Source organism: Roseovarius bejariae, from assembly GCF_009669325.1.
Lineage (GTDB): Bacteria > Pseudomonadota > Alphaproteobacteria > Rhodobacterales > Rhodobacteraceae > Roseovarius > Roseovarius bejariae.
The window spans coordinates 1,413,496-1,434,157 of the sequence record NZ_SZWE01000001.1 but is presented as its reverse complement, the minus strand read 5'-3'; the positions used below and the strand labels follow the sequence as shown (position 1 = coordinate 1,434,157).

At 61.2% G+C, this 20,662-nt stretch carries 20 protein-coding genes; 10 read left to right on the top strand and 10 right to left on the bottom strand.

Going from position 1 to position 20,662, the window contains the following annotated elements:
* The first annotated feature begins 72 nt into the window (after positions 1-72).
* Entirely contained in the window at positions 73-504 is a 432-nt protein-coding gene (locus FDP25_RS06840; RefSeq protein ID WP_425500503.1) for an NUDIX domain-containing protein, read from the top strand.
* Here the strand turns inward: FDP25_RS06840 and FDP25_RS06835 are convergent.
* On the bottom strand, positions 491-1,750 hold the full coding sequence (locus FDP25_RS06835) for a glycerate kinase type-2 family protein (RefSeq protein ID WP_154150178.1): 1,260 nt from the start codon (positions 1,748-1,750) through the stop codon (positions 491-493). The two genes, FDP25_RS06840 and FDP25_RS06835, sit on opposite strands and share 14 nt — an antisense overlap.
* Before the next feature lie 110 nt (positions 1,751-1,860).
* On the opposite strand from FDP25_RS06835, the gene crcB reads away from it, so the two are divergent.
* The 8 genes from crcB to FDP25_RS06795 all read left to right on the top strand — a co-directional run bounded on the left by crcB (position 1,861) and on the right by FDP25_RS06795 (position 9,322).
* Positions 1,861-2,238, top strand: a complete 378-nt coding sequence (gene crcB / locus FDP25_RS06830) for a fluoride efflux transporter CrcB (RefSeq protein ID WP_154150176.1) — start codon at positions 1,861-1,863, stop codon at positions 2,236-2,238.
* Positions 2,235-3,278, top strand: a complete 1,044-nt coding sequence (locus tag FDP25_RS06825) for an RluA family pseudouridine synthase (protein ID WP_154150174.1) — start codon at positions 2,235-2,237, stop codon at positions 3,276-3,278. The genes crcB and FDP25_RS06825 overlap by 4 nt, the downstream gene beginning before the upstream one ends.
* Positions 3,275-3,958: an HAD-IA family hydrolase gene (locus tag FDP25_RS06820; protein WP_154150172.1), complete on the top strand. Its 684-nt coding sequence runs from the start codon at positions 3,275-3,277 to the stop codon at positions 3,956-3,958. Before FDP25_RS06825 ends, FDP25_RS06820 begins: the two co-directional genes overlap by 4 nt.
* Entirely contained in the window at positions 3,955-4,662 is a 708-nt protein-coding gene (locus FDP25_RS06815) for an ATP12 family chaperone protein (RefSeq protein WP_154150170.1), read from the top strand. Before FDP25_RS06820 ends, FDP25_RS06815 begins: the two co-directional genes overlap by 4 nt.
* Before the next feature lie 207 nt (positions 4,663-4,869).
* Entirely contained in the window at positions 4,870-5,889 is a 1,020-nt protein-coding gene (locus FDP25_RS06810; protein ID WP_154150168.1) for an amino acid ABC transporter substrate-binding protein, read from the top strand.
* Positions 5,890-6,021: 132 nt separating this feature from the next.
* Positions 6,022-7,236, top strand: coding sequence for an amino acid ABC transporter permease (locus FDP25_RS06805; RefSeq protein WP_154150166.1), 1,215 nt, complete (start codon positions 6,022-6,024; stop codon positions 7,234-7,236).
* Position 7,237: 1 nt separating this feature from the next.
* The gene (locus FDP25_RS06800; RefSeq protein ID WP_154150164.1) at positions 7,238-8,539 is read left to right on the top strand and encodes an amino acid ABC transporter permease; all 1,302 of its coding nucleotides are present in this window, start codon (positions 7,238-7,240) and stop codon (positions 8,537-8,539) included.
* Between the two features lie 15 nt (positions 8,540-8,554).
* Positions 8,555-9,322, top strand: a complete 768-nt coding sequence (locus tag FDP25_RS06795; RefSeq protein WP_154150162.1) for an amino acid ABC transporter ATP-binding protein — start codon at positions 8,555-8,557, stop codon at positions 9,320-9,322.
* 133 nt (positions 9,323-9,455) lie between these two features.
* On the opposite strand, the gene yihA is transcribed toward FDP25_RS06795, so the two are convergent.
* The 9 genes from yihA to FDP25_RS06750 form a co-directional block, all read right to left on the bottom strand.
* A complete protein-coding gene (gene yihA / locus FDP25_RS06790; RefSeq protein ID WP_154150160.1) occupies positions 9,456-10,106 on the bottom strand; it encodes a ribosome biogenesis GTP-binding protein YihA/YsxC in 651 nt (216 codons plus the stop codon).
* Positions 10,103-10,852 (bottom strand): MOSC domain-containing protein, encoded by a 750-nt coding sequence (locus FDP25_RS06785; RefSeq protein ID WP_154150158.1) that lies wholly within the window; start codon positions 10,850-10,852, stop codon positions 10,103-10,105. Before FDP25_RS06785 ends, yihA begins: the two co-directional genes overlap by 4 nt.
* Positions 10,849-12,687 (bottom strand): membrane protein insertase YidC, encoded by a 1,839-nt coding sequence (yidC, locus tag FDP25_RS06780; protein ID WP_154150156.1) that lies wholly within the window; start codon positions 12,685-12,687, stop codon positions 10,849-10,851. The genes FDP25_RS06785 and yidC overlap by 4 nt, the downstream gene beginning before the upstream one ends.
* Before the next feature lie 110 nt (positions 12,688-12,797).
* Complete coding sequence (locus FDP25_RS06775) at positions 12,798-14,312, bottom strand: GGDEF domain-containing phosphodiesterase (protein WP_154150154.1); 1,515 nt, start codon at positions 14,310-14,312, stop codon at positions 12,798-12,800.
* 56 nt (positions 14,313-14,368) lie between these two features.
* Positions 14,369-15,238 carry a tRNA 2-thiocytidine(32) synthetase TtcA gene (ttcA, locus tag FDP25_RS06770; protein WP_154150152.1) on the bottom strand — a complete coding sequence of 290 codons (870 nt, stop codon included), beginning with the start codon at positions 15,236-15,238 and terminating at the stop codon, positions 14,369-14,371.
* A 47-nt stretch (positions 15,239-15,285) separates the two neighbouring features.
* A complete protein-coding gene (locus tag FDP25_RS06765; RefSeq protein WP_172982814.1) occupies positions 15,286-16,725 on the bottom strand; it encodes a phosphomannomutase/phosphoglucomutase in 1,440 nt (479 codons plus the stop codon).
* Between the two features lie 188 nt (positions 16,726-16,913).
* Positions 16,914-18,581, bottom strand: coding sequence for a KpsE/RkpR family capsule polysaccharide export protein (locus FDP25_RS06760; protein WP_154150148.1), 1,668 nt, complete (start codon positions 18,579-18,581; stop codon positions 16,914-16,916).
* Positions 18,559-19,218 carry an ABC transporter ATP-binding protein gene (locus FDP25_RS06755; RefSeq protein ID WP_154150146.1) on the bottom strand — a complete coding sequence of 220 codons (660 nt, stop codon included), beginning with the start codon at positions 19,216-19,218 and terminating at the stop codon, positions 18,559-18,561. Before FDP25_RS06755 ends, FDP25_RS06760 begins: the two co-directional genes overlap by 23 nt.
* Positions 19,219-19,380: 162 nt before the next feature.
* Entirely contained in the window at positions 19,381-19,857 is a 477-nt protein-coding gene (locus FDP25_RS06750; RefSeq protein ID WP_343031978.1) for a MarR family winged helix-turn-helix transcriptional regulator, read from the bottom strand.
* Between the two features lie 235 nt (positions 19,858-20,092).
* On the opposite strand from FDP25_RS06750, the gene ectA reads away from it, so the two are divergent.
* Positions 20,093-20,623, top strand: a complete 531-nt coding sequence (gene ectA / locus FDP25_RS06745) for a diaminobutyrate acetyltransferase (RefSeq protein WP_343031977.1) — start codon at positions 20,093-20,095, stop codon at positions 20,621-20,623.
* Positions 20,624-20,662 lie beyond the last annotated feature (39 nt).

Genomic DNA, 20,662 nt, shown 5'->3' with positions numbered 1-20,662 from the left:
GTACGCGGGATTCGCCCGAACTACATCCCAAATGATAAGGGAGCCATAGGAAACGTTTGAGCGGGGTTGGCTGTGCGACAGGATGATATGTTCGAGGGGGCCAAGCTGATCCTGTTTCTGGGTCGGGATTTGCTGGTGCTGCGGCGCGATCATACCCCGGGCATCCCGTGGCAGGGGTATCTGGACCTGCCCGGTGGCGGGCGCGAGGGGGCGGGAAGCGCCGAAGCCTGTGCCCTGCGTGAAACGCGCGAGGAGGTCGGGCTTTCTCTGGAGCCGGGGGATTTGCGATGGCGACGATATTATACCGCGCCGCGGCCAGTCTGGTTCTTTGCCGCATGGTTGCCACCCGAGCGGGCGCGCGGGGTGATCTTTGGCAACGAGGGGCTGGGTTGGGGCCTGATGGCGCCGGAAGACTATATCGACCATGCCGAGGCGATCCCGCATTTTACCGACAGGGTGCGCGCGGTTTTGGACGAGGGGCCAAGCCCGCCTAGGCGGGCATGACCAGAATGGCGCGGAAGTCGTTGACGTTGGTCAGGGTCGGGCCGGTGATGACCTGCCCGCCGGAGCGTTCAAAAAAGCCGTGCGAGTCGTTCCTGGCAAGCGCCGCCTGAGCGTCTTGCCCATGAGCGGCGGCCATGGTCAGGGTGTCCGGCCCGATGAGGGCGCCCGCGACCTCGGCGGCGCCGTCGACGCCATCGGTATCGCAGGCGATGGCGTGGATGCCCGGGGCGCCTTGCAATTCGATTGCAAGGGCGAGGGCGTATTCGGCATTCGGCCCGCCGATGCCATCGCCTGTGCGCGTCACCGTCAGTTCGCCCCCCGAGAGGATGAGGTGGGGGGTATCGCCCGGCTGCATCCTGTTTTGCAGGTCGCGGGCCGTTTGCGCGTGGTCCTTGGCGATCTCGCGGGCCTCGCCTTCGAGCGCGTCCCCGAGGAGTGTGACCCTCAGGCCGTGATCCTTGGCCAGGTCGGCGGCGGCGTCGAGGGATTGCGAGGGGGCGGCGTAGATCACGTTTTGCACGGTCGAAAGGCGTTCGTCGCCGGGGAGCACGACACCTGTGGGGCCGTCCAGCACCGATTGCGCCGAGGCCGGCAGGGCGATGCCGAAGCGATCCAGAATGGCGCGGGCGTCTTGCGGTGTGCTGTCGTCGCCCACGGTGGGGCCGGAGCCGATCATTGCCGGATCGTCGCCGGGGACATCCGAGATCATCAGCGAGAGCATCTGGGCGGGGTAGGCGGCCGCGGCCAATTGCCCGCCCTTCACACGGCTGAGGTGCTTACGAACGGTGTTCATCTGGCCGATGGTGGCCCCCGAGGCGAGAAGCGCCGTGTTGATGCCCTGTTTCTCGGAGAGCGTGATGGTTCCTGCGGGCTGCACGAGCAGCGCCGAGGCGCCGCCGGAGATCAGGGCAAGCACGGTGTCGTTTTCGGTGAGGCCGTTGAGCAGGTCGAGCATGCGTGCCGTGGCCTTCAGGCCGGTGTCGTCTGGCACTGGGTGGGCGGCCTCGATGATCTCGATGCCTTGGCAGGGGCGGGCGTATCCGTAGCGGGTGATGACCAGCCCCTCGCAGGGGCCATAATGGGCCTCGACCGCCTCGGCCATGCGGGCGCTGGCCTTGCCTGCACCGATGACCACCAGCCGCCCCTTGGGGCGTGGCGGCAGGTGGTGGGCAAGGCTTTGCATCGGGTCGGCCACCTCGACCGCCCGGTCGAAGAGGGCGCGCAGAAGTATGGCGGGGTCGGTCATTGAGGGTATCCTTGCCTTGGTTCCAACGTTGGGCAGCTTGTGCATAACCGGGGCCGCTGTGCAATCGCGCAGCTTGACAAAGGGCCGGTGGCGGGTGACATGACGCGGCCATGATCATGAGTTTTCTTCAAGTGGCGCTGGGCGGGGCCCTCGGGGCGATGCTGCGCTTTGCCGTGGGCCTTGGGGCCTTGCGGTTTGCCGCGCCCGGGTTTCCCGTCGGGGTGCTTTTGGTGAATGTGCTGGGCTCGTTCCTGATGGGGGCGTTTGCGATGTATTCCTTCCATCGCGGGGTGCAGCACCTCAACCCCTTCGTGATGACCGGGCTGCTGGGCGGGTTCACCACCTTTTCGGCGTTTTCGCTTGAGGCCTTCACGCTGTATGAGCGGGGGCAGGTCATGGCGGCGGGGCTTTATGTGGCCCTGTCCGTGGTCCTGTCGCTGGGGGCCTTGGTCATGGGCGTCTGGGTCGCAAGGGGGCTATGGGCATGAGCCGGGTACAGACCATCACGGTTGCGCAGGCGGATGCCGATCAGCGGCTGGACCGCTGGTTGCGGCGGCAGTTTCCGCATGTGCCCCAAGGGCGGATCGAAAAGATGTGCCGCAAGGGGGAGTTGCGCGTGGATGGTGGCCGGGTGAAGGCCAACACGCGGCTGGAGGCCGGGCAGAGCGTGCGCGTTCCGCCGCTGCCCGAGCCGGGCGAGACCGCGCCGCGAGAGGCCACCGCCGTCAGTCCGTCGGATGCGAAGATGATCCAAAGCTGCGTCATCTACCGCGACGATCACATTATCGCGCTGAACAAGCCGCCGGGGTTGCCGGTGCAGGGTGGCAGCAAGCAGAGCCGCCATGTGGATGGCTTGGCCGAGGCGCTGCGGTTCGGAGCCGAGGAAAAGCCGCGGCTGGTGCATCGGCTGGACAAGGATACCTCGGGCGTCTTGATCATGGCGCGGACGCGGGCGGTGGCCAAGGCGCTGACCGCCTCGTTCCGTCACCGCAATACACGCAAGATTTACTGGGCCGCCGTGGCCGGGGTGCCGAGCCCCCGGATGGGGACGATCAAGTTCGGTCTCGTCAAGGCGCCGGGGCATGGATCAAAGGGTGAAGGCGAAAAGATGCTGTGCCTGCATCCCCGCGATGTCGAGGCCACGGAAGGCGCCAAGCACGCGACAAGCGATTACGCGGTGATCGAGGCCGCGGGCGGGCGCTGTGCCTGGGTGGCGCTGGTGCCGGTGACGGGGCGGACCCATCAGCTTCGGGCGCATATGGCCGAGATCGGGCACCCCATCGTGGGGGATGGCAAATACGGCGGGTCGGGGCAGGAAAACCTTGGCGATGGCTGGGGTGCGCAACTGGGCGGGGAATTGAGCCGCAAACTGCATCTGCATGCCCGGTCGCTGACGCTGGAGCATCCTGTGACCAAGGCGACGCTGCACCTGACGGCCCCGATGCCGGATCACATGCAGCGCACTTGGGACATGTTCCAGTGGCAGACCTCCGAGGCCCCCGACGACCCCTTCGAGGAGCTGTCATGACCTCGCCCTTGCGGTTGGTGATTTTCGACGTGGATGGAACGCTTGTCGACAGCCAGGCGGATATTCTGGCGGCGATGGGCTTTGCCTTCGAGCAGGCGGGGCATCCGCTTCCGGCGCGTGAGACCGTGCTTGGCATCGTCGGCCTTTCGCTGGAGGTGGCGGTGGCGCGTCTGGCGCCGGAGCTGGCCCCGGATCAGCACCTGCGCATGGTCGGATGGTACAAGGACGCCTATGTCGAATTGCGCCGCAAGAGCGGGGCTGCGCAATCCTCGCCTTTGTATGACGGGGCGCGGGAGGTGTTGGAAACCCTGAACGCGATCCCCGATGTCCTGCTGGGCGTGGCGACGGGCAAATCGCGGCGTGGGCTGGACAAGCTGCTTGACGCCCATGACCTGCGCCGGTTCTTCGTGACCCAGCAAGTGAGCGACCATCACCCGTCGAAGCCGCATCCCTCGATGATCCTGACGGCACTGTCGGAAACGGGGGTCGAGGCGCGGGATGCGGTCATGGTGGGCGATACGGGGTTTGATATGCAGATGGCGCAGGCCGCTGGCGTGGCCGGTGTCGGCGTCAGCTGGGGCTATCATGGCATCGAGGCGCTTGGGGAGGCACGATACGTCATCGACAGTTTTACCCAATTACCAGCCATCCTTGAGACGATGTGGGAGACAGCCGCATGAGCGAGTGGAAAGCAAAGCGTTTCTGGAAAGAGGCCCGCGTCGTCGAGGCCGAGGGTGGCTATTCCGTCGAACTGGACGGGCGTGGCGTGAAAACCCCGGCCAAGCGCAAGCTGGTTGTTCCGACCCGCGCCATGGCACAGGCGATTGCCGAAGAATGGGATGCGCAGGAGGGCGAGATCGACCCGGGGCAGATGCCCGTCACGCGATCGGCCAATGCGGCGATCGACAAGGTGGCATTGCAACATGCCGAGGTGGCCCGGATGCTGGCCGATTACGCGGATTCGGATTTGCTGTGCTATCGGGCGGAAAGCCCCGCCGAACTCGTCACGCGGCAGGCCGAGGCCTGGGACCCGCTTCTGGATTGGGCGGACCGCGAGTTCGGCGCGCGCCTGATCCCGGTTTCGGGGGTCATGCATCAGCCGCAATCGCCCAAAGCGCTGGAGGTGATGGCAAAACGGGCGCATGGGATGGACAATTTCACCCTGACCGCCTTTCACGATCTCGTGGGACTGTCGGGGTCGTTCGTGATCGGGTTGGCCGCAATGCACGATATGCGCGAAACGAGAGCGCTTTGGCAGCTTTCGCGTGTGGACGAGCAGTGGCAGGAGGAGCTTTGGGGCCCCGATGAGGAGGCCACCGCAGTTGCCGCAAGAAAAGAAAGTGAGTTTTTACACGCCAAGCGCTTTCTGAATCTTGCGCAGTAGGTGCGCCCAGCCCATTCAAAACGCTTTACGCTTGGTCATGCGTATAGGGAACCATCGCTTTTTGTGATCTTGGGCTTGACGTTATCGAATGAATCCACTCACACTTACGGGCACTGAAAGGGGAGTTTCCCCTTATACAGTTTCGCTCCGGTCCGCTTGGGCCGTAAGAACCGCTCGGAAAGAGTGGAAAATCAGGAAGAGGTAAAAATGAAAAAATCCGTATTTCTTGGCGCGCTGACTGTCGCCGGCATTGCTGCTGGTGCTGCTGCGGCGGGCACGCTGGATGACGTGAAAGCGCGTGGCAAACTGAACTGTGGCGTGACCACCGGTCTGGTTGGCTTCGCCGCACCCGATGCCAATGGCGAATGGGACGGCTTTGACGTCGGCGTTTGCCGCGCTGTTGCCGCTGCCGTTCTGGGTGACGGTTCCGCCGTCGAGTTCGTGCCGACCACCGGCAAGACACGTTTCACCGCGCTGGCCTCCGGCGAGATCGACATGCTGGCCCGGAACACCACCTGGACCTTCAGCCGCGACGTTGACCTGAAGTTCGAATTCACCGGCATCAACTATTATGACGGTCAGGGCTTCATCGTTCCCAAGGCGCTGGGCGTAAGCTCGGCCAAGGAACTCAGCGGTGCAACGATCTGTATCCAGACCGGGACCACCACCGAGTTGAACCTTGCAGACTACTTCCGTGCGAACAACATGGAGTATGAGCCGGTTCCGATCGAAACCAACGCCGAAGGCCAGCAACAGTACCTTGCCGGTGCTTGCGACGTTTACACCACCGACCGCTCGGGTCTGGCCGCGACGCGTGCCGCCTTTGAAACCCCCGGCGATCACGTGATCCTGCCCGAAACCATTTCGAAAGAGCCGCTTGGCCCGCTTGTCCGCCACGGCGACAACGAATGGGGTGATGTCGTGCGCTGGACGCTGAACGCCCTGATCGCTGCCGAAGAATATGGCGTGACCAGCGCGAATATCGCCGACATGGCATCGGCCCCCGGCGACAAGCCCGAGGTCAACCGCCTGCTGGGCACCGAGGGCAATCTTGGCGAGATGCTGGGCCTTGATGCCGATTGGGCCGTGAAGGCGATTTCGGTTGGCGGCAACTACGGCGAATTGTTCGAAAAGAACATCGGTGAGAACACGCCCATTGGCCTGTCGCGCGGTCTGAACGCGCAGTGGACCGATGGTGGCCTGCTCTACAGCCCGCCGTTCCGTTAATCGACGTTTCAAGGGGCGCGGACACACCGCGCCCCTTTTTTCCTGAATACTCAGGACAATGAACAAACTGGGCCTGACGAGCGAGGGCAAACCCGCCGCATAGGAGCCCGGGGACGATCAGGGAAGTCATCCATGACAACACTCAGCGACCCACCGCGCGAGTCGTTTCGGCTATCTATGCTGATTAACGATACGCGGTATCGATCCTACACATTCCAGTTCATCGCGCTTGTGGCGGTGATCGCATTGTTCGCCTATCTCGGGTCGAACCTCATGTACAACCTGCGTGAAGCGGGGCTGAACATATCCTATGGGTTCCTGAGTGAGCCGTCGGGATATGACATCAACCAGACGCTGATCGAATACGACAGCCAGTCGTCGCATTGGCGGGCATCGGTTGCCGGTATCCTGAACACGCTTCTCGTGGCCTTTCTGGCCTGCCTCACGGCGACGATCCTTGGCGTTGTTGCCGGGGTCTTGCGCTTGTCGAACAACTGGCTGGTGCGGAAACTCATGGCGGGGTATGTCGAAGCCTTCCGCAACGTGCCGGTCCTGATCTGGATCATCATCATCTTCACGGTGATGACGGCGGTTCTCCCCGCGCCGAGCGCGTTTCGGGGCGCCGATCCCGACCGGACGATGTTGCTGGATGCCTTCGCCTTTACCAACCGCGGCGTCTATATCCCCAAACCCGTCTGGCTTGAGGGCTCGGGGATTGTTGTCGGGGTTTTCATCGCTTCGATCATCGGGATGATCGCCTATCGCCGGTATGCGACCAAGCTGCTCTATGAGACCGGGAAGCTGTTGCCGATGGGCTGGCCCTCTCTGGCAATCCTATTCGTTCCGACCATCCTGATGTTCTTCATCCTCGGGCGTCCGATCGAACTGGATTATCCGGCGCTGAAGGGCTTCAACTTTCAGGGTGGCATTCAGATTCGCGGCTCGCTGATCGCGTTGTGGTTCGCGCTGGCGATCTACACCGGGGCCTTTATCGCGGAAAACGTGCGCGCGGGGATTCAGGCGGTCTCGAAAGGGCAGACCGAGGCGGCGGCGTCGCTGGGCCTTCGGCCGCGTCGGATCATGAACCTTGTGATCCTGCCGCAGGCCCTGCGGGTGATCATTCCGCCATTGATTTCGAACTACCTGAACATCACCAAGAACTCGTCTCTGGCAATTGCCGTGGGCTATATGGACATCACCGGCACGCTGGGCGGTATCACGCTGAACCAGACGGGCCGCGCGATCGAAACGGTCCTGTTGCTGATGCTGTTCTACCTGGCGATCAGCCTGGCCATTTCGGCGCTGATGAATGTCTACAACAACGCCGTTAAGTTGAAGGAGCGCTGAGATGTCGGATACTCATCAGCAATCCATTGCCTTTGTCCGCGACACCATGCTGCCAGAGGCGCCGCCGCCCACGGCGGAAACCGGCATCGTCAAATGGATGCGGGAGAACCTGTTCTCCAACGTCACCAACGGCCTTCTGACGCTGGCCGCTTTGGCCGCGATCTATTACCTGCTGTCGGGTTTCATGCCCTGGCTTCTGAACGGGATTTGGGATGCGCCGTCTATCCGCGCCTGCCGTGAAGTCCTTCAGGGAGAGGTCGGGGGCTGTTTCGCGGTGCTGACCGAACGCTGGAACCAGCTTTTGTTCGGGTTCAAATACCCGGACGAGGAATACTGGCGCCCGACACTGGCCTTCGTGCTGCTGTTCGCGGCGGCGGCCCCGGTGATGTTCCCCAATCATGTGCCGAAGGCTCTTCTGGTCTTTACCGGGCTTTATCCCTTCCTGGCCTATTGGTTGATCTGGGGCGGGCCGATCCTGTCGCCGATCTTTGGCCTGTTGGGCTTTGTCGTGGGGTACCTCGTCTGGAACCGCCTTGTGGCACAGTCCTTTGCGGCGGGGTTCTTTGGCGCGATCATTGCCGCGATGATCACATGGTGGCTTGGTGGCATGATCGTCGAGGCCATGGCATCCGAGAACACGCTTTTGGCGGCCGTGCCCAGCCGGGACATGGGGGGCTTCATGCTCAACATGATCCTCGGGACGGTCTGTGTGTCGCTGTCGATTCCCTTCGGGATCGCCTTGGCATTGGGACGCCAATCGGACATGCCGATCATCAAGTGGATCTGCGTGATCTTCATCGAGTTCATTCGCGGTGTCCCCCTGATCACGCTGCTGTTCGTGGCGAACGTGGTTCTGGCTTACTTCCTGCCGCCGGGCACGACCTTTGACCTGATCCTGCGGGTGATCATCATGATCACGATGTTCGCCTCGGCCTATATCGCCGAGGTGATCCGGGGCGGCCTTGCCGCGCTGCCGAAGGGACAGTACGAGGCCGCCGACAGCCTTGGCCTGGATTATCCGCAGGCGATGCGCCTGATCATCCTGCCGCAGGCGCTCAAGATCTCGATCCCGGGCATCGTGAACGTCGCCGTGGGCCTGTTCAAGGATACCACGCTGGTGTCGGTCATTTCGATGTTCGACCTCGTGGGCATGATCCGCGGACCGATCCTTGCCTCGACCGAGTGGAACGGCGTGTATTGGGAGCTTCTGGGCTTTGCCGCGCTTCTGTTCTTCGTCGTGTGCTACGGCATTTCTCAATATTCGCAGTGGCTGGAACGTCAGCTGCAAACCGATCATCGATAAGGAGGGCAGGGCACCATGTCTGAAGCCGCTCAAATGCAAGTCAGCGACGAAGTCGCGATCTCAATCGAAAACATGAACAAGTGGTACGGGGCGTTCCATGTGCTGCGCGACATCGACCTGACGGTCAATCGCGGCGAACGGATCGTCATTGCAGGGCCCTCGGGTTCGGGCAAATCCACGTTGATCCGCTGCATCAACGCGCTGGAGGAGCACCAGAAGGGCAAGATCACCGTGGACGGCACGCTGTTGTCCTCGGACCTCAAGAACATCGACAAGATCCGGTCGGAGGTTGGGATGGTGTTCCAGCACTTCAACCTGTTCCCGCATCTGACCATTCTGGAAAACTGCACCCTCGCGCCGATCTGGGTACGCAAGACGCCCAAGCGCGAGGCCGAGGAAATCGCCATGCATTTCCTTGAAAAGGTGAAAATCCCCGAACAGGCCGATAAATACCCCGGTCAGCTTTCGGGGGGTCAGCAGCAGCGGGTGGCGATTGCCCGGTCACTCTGCATGAAGCCGCGGATCATGTTGTTCGACGAACCCACCTCGGCGCTCGACCCCGAGATGATCAAGGAGGTTCTCGACACCATGGTGTCGCTGGCCGAGGAAGGCATGACCATGCTGTGTGTGACCCACGAGATGGGCTTTGCGCGGCAGGTGGCCAACCGGGTGATTTTCATGGACCAAGGCCAGATCGTCGAACAGAACGAGCCGGAAGAGTTCTTCAACAATCCGAAATCGGAGCGCACCAAGTTGTTCCTGAGCCAGATTTTGGGCCACTAAACCCGGATGAAAAGCAGATGAAAGCGCGGCCTGTGAGGGCCGCGTTTTTTTGTGGAGTGCGGTCTGTGGTGCCGATTTCTTGCAAAGAAATCGGACCGAAATCTTTTCAAGATTTCGGTGGCGGGCCGCGGGTTTAGTCCAAGCCCGCGATGATGGCGCGCAGCGTGGCGATGCCATCGCCTTTCTCGGACGAGGTCAGCAGAATTTCGGGAAAGGCGGCGGGGTGTGACGACAGTTTGCCGCGCACCTGTTTCAACACGGCCTCGCGATCCTTGGCCTTCACCTTGTCGGTCTTGGTCAGCACGCATTGAAAGGTCACGGCGGCGCTGTCCAGCAGGCTCATGATCTCTTCGTCCACGGCTTTGATGCCATGGCGGGCGTCGATCAGCACGAAGGCGCGGCGCAGGGTCTGACGGCCCGAAAGGTACTGTTTGAGCAGGCGTTGCCATTGCTCGACCTTGGCCAGCGGCGCATTGGCATAGCCATAGCCGGGCAGGTCCACGAGGTAGCGTTCCTCGCCCAGCGTGAAATAGTTGATTTCCTGCGTGCGGCCCGGGGTGTTGGAGGCCCGCGCCAGCGCCTTGCGCCCGGTCAGCGCGTTGATCAGGCTGGATTTCCCGACGTTCGAGCGCCCGGCAAAGCACACCTCCAGCCGGTCGGCGGGGGGCAGGCCCGACATGGCGACCACGCCCTTGAGAAAGTCGATGGGTCCGGCAAACAGCTTGCGGCCCTTTTCGGCCATCATTTCATCCGGATCGGGTGCGATGGGGAAAGGCAGGGTCATTCCAGCACCTCGATGGGGTCACCAACGGCGATCTTTCCGGAGCGGGTGACCTCGGCATAGATGCCGAAGTTCTGATGCCCGAAATGGGTTTTGAGGGCAGCGAGCGTATCTGAGTCACGCTCCCCTGTATCGGGATTCGCCGTGGTGGCAAGGCAGCGGACGATGGGTTCGCGAATGGCGAGTTCGGCCTCGCCCAGCCTGACGGTCTTGTCGATCCAGTCGAATTCGACCCAAGGCTCAAGTCCCGACATGTGGATGTTGCCCCGCCAGCGCAGGGGGGAAATTTCCTGTTGCATGGTTTGGGTCATGACGTCGTTGGAGGCGAGGTTCAGCAGGCTGAGCGAGGGGTAATCGGTGTCGGTCATGCCGCGCCCTTCGACGCGCACGATACGCGTGGATTGTGCCCGGTTGGCGGGCATCAAGGGGCGCACCCAAGTCAGGAAGCTGTCGGCCTCATTCTCGGGGTCGAAGGTCAGGTCGGGACGGTCGGGGTGGGTCAGGGTGACCCGGCCCGATGCTTCATCGCAGCGGGCGTTGATCGCCATGAGCGCGGGCACCTTGGCCCCGCGCGAGAAATTGGCACAGGGCGACCATGCGGTCTCATTCGCCTGTGCCATTTCATGCGCGACGGCCCAGCGGCGATCCCATGGCATGGTCTGTCCCTTGGTCAGGGTGACCTTTTCAAGGGCTTCCCGGCCATGCCCCTTGATGGGATGACGCCAGAGGGCCGCGATACGCGGGGTCATTTCTCGTCCGTTTGCGTCTTGCGCCTGAAGCTGGATTTGATGTTGCCCAGAACGTCGGGCTTATAGCCTTGGCTGCGCATGATCAGGTATTGCTGCGAGAAGGTGATCGTGTTGTTGGCGATCCAGTAGATGACCAGCCCGCTGGCAAAGCTGCCCAGCATGAACATGAAGACCCAGGGCATCCAGGCAAAGATCATCTGTTGCGTCGGGTCCGTGGGGGCCGGGTTCAGCTTTTGTTGCAGCCACATCGAGATACCCAACAGCAGGGGCAGGAAGCCGATGAAGGCCAGTGCAAGGGCCGATCCCGGTTCCGGCGCGTCCCAAGGGAAGATCCCCCAGAGGTTATAAAGCGACGAGGGGTCGGGCGCCGAAAGGTCCTTGATCCAGCCGATCCAGGGCGCGTGGCGCAGCTCCAGCGTGACGAAGATCACCTTGTAGAGCGAGAAGAAGATCGGGATTTGCAGGAGGATCGGCAGGCAGCCCGAGGCCGGGTTGACCTTTTCCTTCTTGTAGAGGGCCATCATCTCCTGCTGGAGTTTCTGGCGGTCGTCGCCGGCGGTTTCCTTGATCTGCTCCATCTGCGGTTGCAGTTCCTTCATCTTCGCCATCGAGACGTAGGATTTGAAGGCCAGCGGCAGAAGCAGCGCCTTGATCAGAAGGGTCAGCCCGATGATCGCCCAGCCCATGGAGCCCGCGATGCCCATGCCCGCCAGCGTCAGGTTGAGCCAGTGCAGAACGGCGAAAATCGGCTTGGTCAGGAAGAAGAACCAGCCCCAGTCGATGGAATCGAGGAACCGGTCAACCCCGCCCTCGTTCTGGTAGGCGCGGATCGTGGCCCATTCCTTGGCCCCCGCGAAAAGGCGGGTCTCGGACGAGACCGTTTCGCCGGGCTCGACCGTGAGGGTCGGTTGGACCGCCTCGGTCTGGTAAATGTCGCGCTTGGGGTCGTACTTGTTGACGGATTTGAACGGCGTGCCCGAGTTGGGGATGAGGGTGGTCATCCAGTAGTGGTCGGTAAACCCGATCCAGCCGCTTTCCTCGACCTGCGTGACCTCGGCGGGGGCGCCTTCGCGGGGGTTGAACTCGTATTCGGCGACATCGTCGTAATCGACCTCGGCAAGCTCGCCGTCGGACATCGCGATCAGGCCCTCGTGCAGGATGAAAAAGTTTTTCATGTCTGCGGGTTTGCCATGGCGGGCAAGGATCCCGTAGGGCGCAAGGGAGGGGGCAGAGGCGCCCGTGTTCTCGACCGATTGGGTGACGGTGAACATGAAGTCTTCATCCACCGAGATGACCCGCTCAAAGGTCAGGCCCGCGCCGTTGTCCCATGTCAGGGTGACGGGGCTGTCCGGGGTCAGGGTGCTGCTTTCGTCTGCCGACCAGATGGTATCGGCGTTGGGAACCTGATCATGAGTCAGGCCCGCACCCGGGGCCCAGCCGAACAGCGCGTAATAGGGGGCCGCGCCGCCCACGGGTTCGAGCAGCTGAACAATGTCCGAGCCCGGTTCGAGCGTTTCACGGTAGTTCTTGAGCGACAACCGGTCGATGCGCCCGCCTTGCAGCGAGATCGCGCCCTCGACGCTCGGGGTGTCGATGGCAAGCCGCGGGGCGTCTTGGGCCAGGGTTGTCACCTCGCCGGTCTGTGCAGCGGCTTCCGGATCGGCCTCGGCGGTGGGGGCACTTGCCGTGGCGGCCTCGGGGGCTGTGCTCTCGGTGACGGTTTCGGGGGCAGGGGTATCCGTCGGCTCAGGCGGCGGGAACACCACAAACCACACAAGAATGACGATGAAGCTGAGCGCAGTCGCCAGGATTAGGTTCTTGTTCTGATCGTTCATCGTCGCTGACCACCTGTCTGTTGACGTTCACCGGCGTTCAACAGAGTGCGGGACCAAAGGTCAAGTGGATTCCCCGAATTGGGCGGGCCCGATTGCAGGTAACTGGCCAATCAAACGGTTTTTCTGCCGATAATGGGGGGCGCTTGCAGTTTCGCGGAATGTGACACCATCCATTCGATCGTGCGATCAAAGGGCATGGGGCGGGCAATGCCAAACCCCTGAACATGTCCGCAGCCCAATTGCGACAGCATTGCGTGTTCCCCGGCCGTTTCGACCCCTTCGGCAACGGTATCGAGGCCAAGGCGGTCTGCCATCAAAAGAATGGCGGCGATCATATCTTTTTGATCCGTGTCCCGATCGACCTTCATGACGAAAGAGCGATCGATCTTGAGGCGCTGCACCCCGAAACGGCGAATGGAGGAGATCGAGGCGTGGCCCGTGCCGAAATCATCGAGGTCGATATGACAGCCAAGCTCGGCCAGCCCGCGGATATTTCTTGAGATCGTGTCGTCCGAGGAGGTCGAGACGACCGTTTCGAGAATCTCGACAGAAAGGCGATCAGGTGCCAGATCGAAACGGTCGAGTGTCCAGGCCACACGATCCACGAGTTTGGGGTTGCGCAATTCGTCGGATGCGAAATTCACCCCGACCGAGGGCACCTCATGGCCGGCCTCGTCCCAGGCCTTCAAAGCAGCCAATGCCGCGTCGAGCATTTGCTGCCCGAGACGTTCGATATTTCCGGTCCGCTCCAAGGCTGGCAGAAATTCGGCGGGCGGGATCATGCCCTTCGATGAATGCTCCCAGCGGGCGAGGGCCTCGAACCCGCTGACCCTGCCCGTTTCGGTCGAGATCTGGGGTTGAAACCACGGTTTGAATTGGCCGTTTTCAAACCCTGCTTCGATATCGTCACGAAGCGTCTCGGTGCAGGGGGGAATCGTGGGCAGGTTCGGTGTGAAGGCCCGCAGGCCGGATGGCGCATGCCGCCGCGCATCGGCCAACGCCAGCGCGGTTGCATCGGCCAATGCCTCACCCGTCGGATGAGGGAGCGTATCACCCAGGCAGGCGCCGACCGAGGCCGAGACATAAACATTGACGGAATCGACCGTCAGCGGGTCTTCCACAGAGGCTTGTAGCCGTGCGGCCAGTTTCATGGCCGTATCGTGATCAAGGTGCCGGGTCGGGGCGAGGATCACCGCCAGTTGATACCCCTCCAGCGCAAGAACGCGATCCGGGGTTCTGACCACGCGATGAATGCGGGCTTGTGTCTGCTTCATGATTTCGGTCATGGCGGCCGTGCCGAAGCGATCCAGAATGCTTGAGTGATCGTCGATTTCGATCATGAAACACGCTGTTTTCTTGGCCTTTCGGCGCGCGATGGCCAGGGTGGTTTCGAGATCGTCTTCCAGCCTTCTGTTGCCGGGCCGGAAACCTTTGGCCTCTTTCTGGTCGGCGAAGGCCAGTAACAGTGGGATACCAAGCGCGGTTGCCAGCAGCAGGAGTTCACCACCGAGCCAGAAACTGGCCAGAACAGCCGCTGGAAGAAACGCCAGAACCTGTGGCCGTTGGCCGAAGACCCCGACAAATTTCAGCAGGTTGCCCAAAGTCGACTTGAGCGATAGCAGCATGGAACGCTCCCCGAGTGTTACCGCATCACGGTAGCGCCCGGGGTCTCAATACCGGCTTAACGCAGCTTCGGCACCGCGTCGGGATTTTCGTCCAATTTTAGTGATCCGCGTTCCAGCCCTGCGAAATCGAAAAGCTTGGGGTCAAGCAGGTGCGAGGGCCGTGCATTCATCAGGGCGCGGAACATGACCTGACGGCGCCCGGGGGAGTTCTTCTCCCAGCCGTCGAGAATCTGCTTTACCTGTTGGCGCTGCAACCCGTCCTGCGAGCCGCAGAGATCGCAGGGAATAATGGGATATTGCATCGCTTGCGCGAATTTTTCGCAGTCGCTTTCGGCCACGAAGGCGAGGGGGCGATAGACGAAAAGGTCGCCCTCTTCGTTGACCAGTTTCGGCGGCATCGTGGCCAGCCGCCCGCCGTGAAACAGGTTCATGAAAAAGGTTTCGAGAATATCGTCGCGGTGATGGCCCAGCACCACGGCCGAGCATCCCTCTTCGCGGGCGATGCGGTACAGGTGGCCGCGCCGCAGGCGTGAGCAGAGTGCGCAAAAAGTGCGGCCCTGCGGGATCTTGTCCATGACGACGGAATAGGTGTCCTGATATTCGATCCGGTTCGGGACGCCCATGTTTTCAAGGAACTCCGGCAGGACGGTGGCCGGGAAACCGGGCTGTCCCTGGTCCAGGTTGCAGGCCAGAATCTCGACCGGCAGCAGGCCGCGCCATTTCAATTCGTGCAGCACGGCCAACAGGGTATAGCTATCCTTGCCGCCCGACAGGCAAACAAGCCACTTGGCCCCCTTTTCGACCATGCCGAATTGCTCGATCGCCTCGCGCGTTTGCCGTACGATGCGTTTGCGCAGCTTCTTGAATTCGGTGCTGCCTGGCGCACCGGAAAACAGCGGGTGGATATCGTCGGCCTCGTCCAGCATGGGCTGCCTATAGTGGCTTTGCGGCCCTCGAACAAGCCGCAAGAGGGTCAGATCGTCTGGTCGTAGTCGCCCACGGCAGGTTCGGTGCGAATGACGGCGTCGATGTCTGCGAAAATGGCGCGCATCTCGGCCTCGCTGTCGCTGCTTTCGCAGACCACCACAAGGTTGGGCGTATTCGAGGAGGCCCGCACAAGGCCCCATGACCCGTTATCAAGGATCACCCGCGCGCCGTTGACGGTGACGACCTCCTTGATGGGGCGCCCGGCGATGGCTTCCCCGGCCTCATGCTTGGCCACCAGTTTGGCCACCAGCCGCTCAAGCACCTCGTATTTCTCGGTATCGGCGCAATAGGGCGACATCGTCGGTGTCGACCATGTCTGCGGCAGGGCGCGGCGCAGGTCGGACATGGACATATCGGGGTTGCGATCCATCAGCTTGCAGATTTCCACCGCCACCCGCATGCCGCAGTCATACCCGCGGCCCACAGGTTCGGCGAGGAAGTAGTGACCGGATTTTTCGAACCCGGCCAGCGCGCCGATTTCCTTGACCCGGCGTTTCATGTGGCTGTGGCCGGTTTTCCAGTAGTCGGCGGTGACGCCATTGGCCTGCAACTCGGGGTCCGAGGCGAAAAGGCCGGTGGATTTCACATCGGCCACGAAGGTCGCATTCGGGTAGAGCTTGGACAGGTCCCGCGCCATGATGACGCCCATCTTGTCGGCAAAGATTTCCTCGCCCTCGTCGTCCACCACGCCACAGCGGTCGCCATCGCCGTCGAAACCAAGCGCGAAATCGGCGCCCGACTCCCGGACGCTTTGGGCCATGTCATGCAGCATTTCCATGGCTTCGGGGTTGGGGTTGTAGTTGGGGAAGGTGTAATCCAGATCGTTATGGGAAGGGACAACCTCCACCCCGATGCGCTCAAACAGCTCGGGCGCAAAGGCCGAGGCGGTGCCATTGCCCGTGGCGCAGACCACCCGCAGTTTGCGCGACATTTTGAAGTCACCGGCCAGATTGTCGAGATAGGCCTCGCGCACCCCCTCAACGAATTCATAGCCGCCGCCGTCGCGTGCCTCGCCTTCGCCGTTCAGGACGATGTCGCGCAGTTCGGCCATTTCATCGGGGCCATGGGTCAGCGGGCGGTCAAAGCCCATCTTCACGCCGGTCCAGCCGTTCGGGTTGTGGCTGGCCGTGACCATGGCCACGGCAGGCACATCAAGGTGAAACTGCGAAAAATAGGCCATTGGGCTGAGGGCCGGGCCGATGTCCTTCACCTTGATCCCCGCCTGCATCAGCCCGAGGATAAGGGCCTGTTTGATGGCCAGCGAATAATCGCGGTAGTCGTTCCCCACGGCAATTTCCGGCTTGATCCCGCGCCGGTGAATCTGCGTGCCCAGCCCAAGACCAAGCGCCGTCATGCCGGGCAGGTTGATCTCGTCGGGGTATTTCCACCGGGCATCGTATTCACGAAAACCCGTGGGCGTGATCATCGCATCACGCAGGAAGGACCAGCTGTTCTGGATAACGTCGGGGGATGGTTTTCTCACTGTCACGGTCACTCGTTTCTCAAATTTACAGATGCGTCGCATCGGCGTGTGCCAATGCAACGAATGGTGTCAGACTGTGGAGCGGAACGCGCCCAAAAGCGCAGTCCGGTCCTGTCGTATTGTCTCATGGCTTATGACGATACCTGTTCGCGAAGGATGGAAACCGTCAGTGATATCATCAGGTAAATGCCCGAGAAGATCAGGAAGGCCAATAAGGTATTTTCAAACGACCGCGGATAGGACGGATCCTGCGAGGCGACGGGCTTCACGCTGACGGTGAGGTAGCGCACCTGCTTGTTGGCTTCGATCTCTGACTGGCGTTTCGACTCCAGCGCCGATTGCAAGACCATGTCCGCCGTCGCCAGATCGGCCTGCGCCATCTGGATCTCGGCCGCTTGGGCCGCCAACGAGGCGCTGCCCTCGGTGGCTTGGTTCAATCGGGCTTCCTGCCGATTCAGTTCATTCGTGAGAACCTCGATCTCGCTTTCCAGTGCCGCGACCTTGGCCCGGTTGGGCCTTTGGTTGTTCAGCTGTGTATTCAGGGCCAGTTGCTTTTCCTGCAATTGCAACTCGACGGAATTGATCAGCGACCGGATCGAGGCAATCTCGCCTTCGGGGTCGAGGATCGTGCCTTCTTGCAATTTGACAAGACGTTCCTGCGCGGCGCGGCGCTCGGTCTTGGCATCTTCGAGGGAGGCGACAGCGGTCTTGACGGCGTCCTGGCGTTTTTCCTGGCTCAGGTGGTCAACCCGCTCTTCCGCGTAGTCCAGAAGTTTCTCGGAGAACCGCGCGCTGGTTTCCGGGTCTGCCGTCGAAAGCTCCATCCGAATGACGCCTTCGGTCGGGTCATACCCCAGCTTGACGTATTTCTTGTAAAGCTTGTAGGCGGCTTCGTTGCTGGCATCGGGATCAAGCCGTTGCAGCGGGTCGATCCAGTCCTGGCTGAAATGTTCGCGGAATCCGACATCCTGATCGAGGCGCAGCATGGCATCTTTCGATCCAAGATAGGATTGTGTGGCAATCGAATCCTGCCCCGTGGCGAAGGTCGTGCCGCTGAACAGGCTGGAGGCGGCACCGGATGCGCCGCTTCCGTCGGCTGTCAGGATCAGGAACTCCGATTTCGTCGAATACATCGGGGTCGCGACCGCGTAGAAATAATATCCGGCGATCAGCGTGGGCAGGAACACGAAGGCCGACAGGCGCGTCAGCAGCAACAAGAGCCTGCGGCGTCGACGCTTGGCAATATCGCGCTGGATTTCCTGGATTTCGTAAGCGCGGCGATCCGCCGGGCTGAGCTGTTCGGTGGCCGGAAGGTTTTGTTGCCCCGCCGGGACGGTTTGCGGAAGTTGAACCTTCGGGTCGCCTCCTTCGGGCATGGCGTTGGGCTGGCTTGTCCCGTCACCGGACCCGCCGGAACCGCCGCCGCCCGGGGCCACCAATTCAAGGATGTTCGCACGTTGGAAGGGGTCTATGCCCTTGGCCCGCAAAAGCCGGACCGCGTCAAAATCGGATGTCGGGGCAAGGCCGTATTTCTGGGCCATCCGACGCGCCATGCGCAACTGCCGCCCTGTCAGCCCCTCCTTGCGAATCTCGTCGATGCTTTGTGCCGATGCCATCTCGCGGGCCGAGCTGATTTCGCCCTCATGCGGTTGCGCCGTATGGACATGCGATGCCGATTGCGCCTCCGGCGCCTGTGGCTGTGCCGGTTCGGCGGGTTTGGCCTGCTGTGCCGAAGGGTCGTTGGCCGCCGGGGCATTGCGGCGAATGCGGAACTTTCTAGCCTTGGGTTTCGTAGTCATAAAGCTGCTTTGCCTCTTCCAAGGTGTCAAACATGTATAACTGACCATTCATGAGAACGGCAGCGGACCGTGCAAATTTTTCGAGCGTCGCTGGTTGGTGAGACACGATAACCACGGTGGTCGTCCGCAAACGCTCTTTCAGGATTTCCCCGGCCTTGCGGTTGAACTCCACATCCGTCGAACTGGGCATCCCCTCGTCGATCAGGTACATATCGAAATCAAGGGCCAGCATCAGCGAAAAGGTGAAGCGCGCGCGCATCCCGGATGAATATGTGCCAAGCGGCTGGTCGAAATATTCCCCAAGGTTGCACATCCAGCGGCAGAATGCCTCGATATAATCAGGGTCGAGGCCATAGAGCCGCGCGATGTAGCGGGCGTTTTCCATTGCCGAGATTTTCGAGATCACACCGCCCATGAACCCCAGTGGAAAGCTGATCCGGCAGCCGCGGCGAATTTCGCCTTCGTCGGGTTTTTCCAGACCGGCCATCATGTTGATCAAGGTGGTCTTGCCCGTCCCGTTGGGCGCCAGCACGCCAAGCGAGCGGCCCAGTTCGACACGAAAGCTCACGCGGTCAAGGATCACCTTGCGCTGCGTGCCCGTCCAGAAGGACTTGCTGACGTTCTCGAATTCGAGCATCCCATTGCTCCGATGCTGCTCTGCCTGACCTCTTTACCGAGGCTTTATTAAGGGGCGATTAGCCTTGTTGTACATATTATGCAGGATTGGCAGGCAATATGCCAATGAATCTGGGCAATTTTATGCCCTGACATGAAAAAACGGTTTTTCGGTCGGCGTGGCCTAGTGGGTGTGGTGAATGTCGCCCACGGCAAGCACCGGGGAGGCGTCGATTTCTTCGGCGTCAAGCATACTGGCCACGCGTTCGAGGACGGCGACGATCATCGCTTGCTCCCATTCCTCCAGACCTTCGAATTGCTTGACGTATTTTTGCTGAAGGGCATCTGGCGCGGCCTGCACCTTGGTCAGGCCGGTGGCGGTGATCTCAAGGTCCGTTTGCCGACGATCGGTCGTCGAGCGGTGCCGCGTCAACAGGCCCTTGGCCTCAAGCTTTTTGATCAGCGACGAGACCGTCGCCATGGTCACGCCCATGCGGTTGGACAGTTCGGTGGGGGTTGCGCGCCCCTTTTCCGCGACAATTTGCAGCACGCGCAGTTGTACGGCGGTCAATCCCGCCTCGCGCGCAAGGTCGCGCGCGTACATGTCGGTGGCGCGTAAAATGCGCCGCAGGGCAATCAGGCTAATGTCGGTGCGGTCCACGTCAAGCTCCAGGTAAGGCCTTGTAAACTTACCCGATTTCCGGTTTTCCGCAATCCGCGAAGTAGATGTATTCGCTTTACTAACTAAATGCTTCATGGGGTATATATAGTTATAAAGGTGTTTTTATTCAATAATTGGGGTTTTATGCGCATAATGCGTAAAATTACTTAGTCACTTGAAATATGTTATCCAATGAATATTATTAGCTCATCTAACCAACAAGGGGTCAAGTGTCGTGCATAGCATTCAAGGATCGAAAACCGAGAGCAAACTGACGTTTCGCAAGCCGTCGCGTGAAGACGGTGCTGCGATCTGGGATTTGATTTCGTCCTGCCACCCGCTTGATGAGAATTCCATGTACTGCAACCTCATCCAGTGTGACCATTTCGGGGATACCTGTATCCTTGCCGAAATGGATGGTGAGGCTGTCGGCTGGATTTCGGCCTATATCATGCCCAGCGACCCCGAGACGCTGTTCGTCTGGCAAGTGGCCGTGTCGTCGAAGGCGCGCGGCAAAGGGCTTGGCACACGTATGCTGTCCGAGCTTTTCGAGCGCGAGGAATGCAAGGAGGTGAACCGTCTTCAAACGACGATCACCATCAACAACGATGCCTCCTGGGCGCTGTTCGGTCGCTTCTCGAAATCGCAGAACGGCAAATTGCGCAGCGAGCCGCATTATACCCGTGAAGACCATTTCGACGGCCGTCACGCGACGGAACACATGGTCACCATCGAATTCGCCGAGGAGCTGAAGCGCGCGGCCTGAAGCCCTGCGCGCCAGCCCTCAACTCTCCCAACCGAAGGA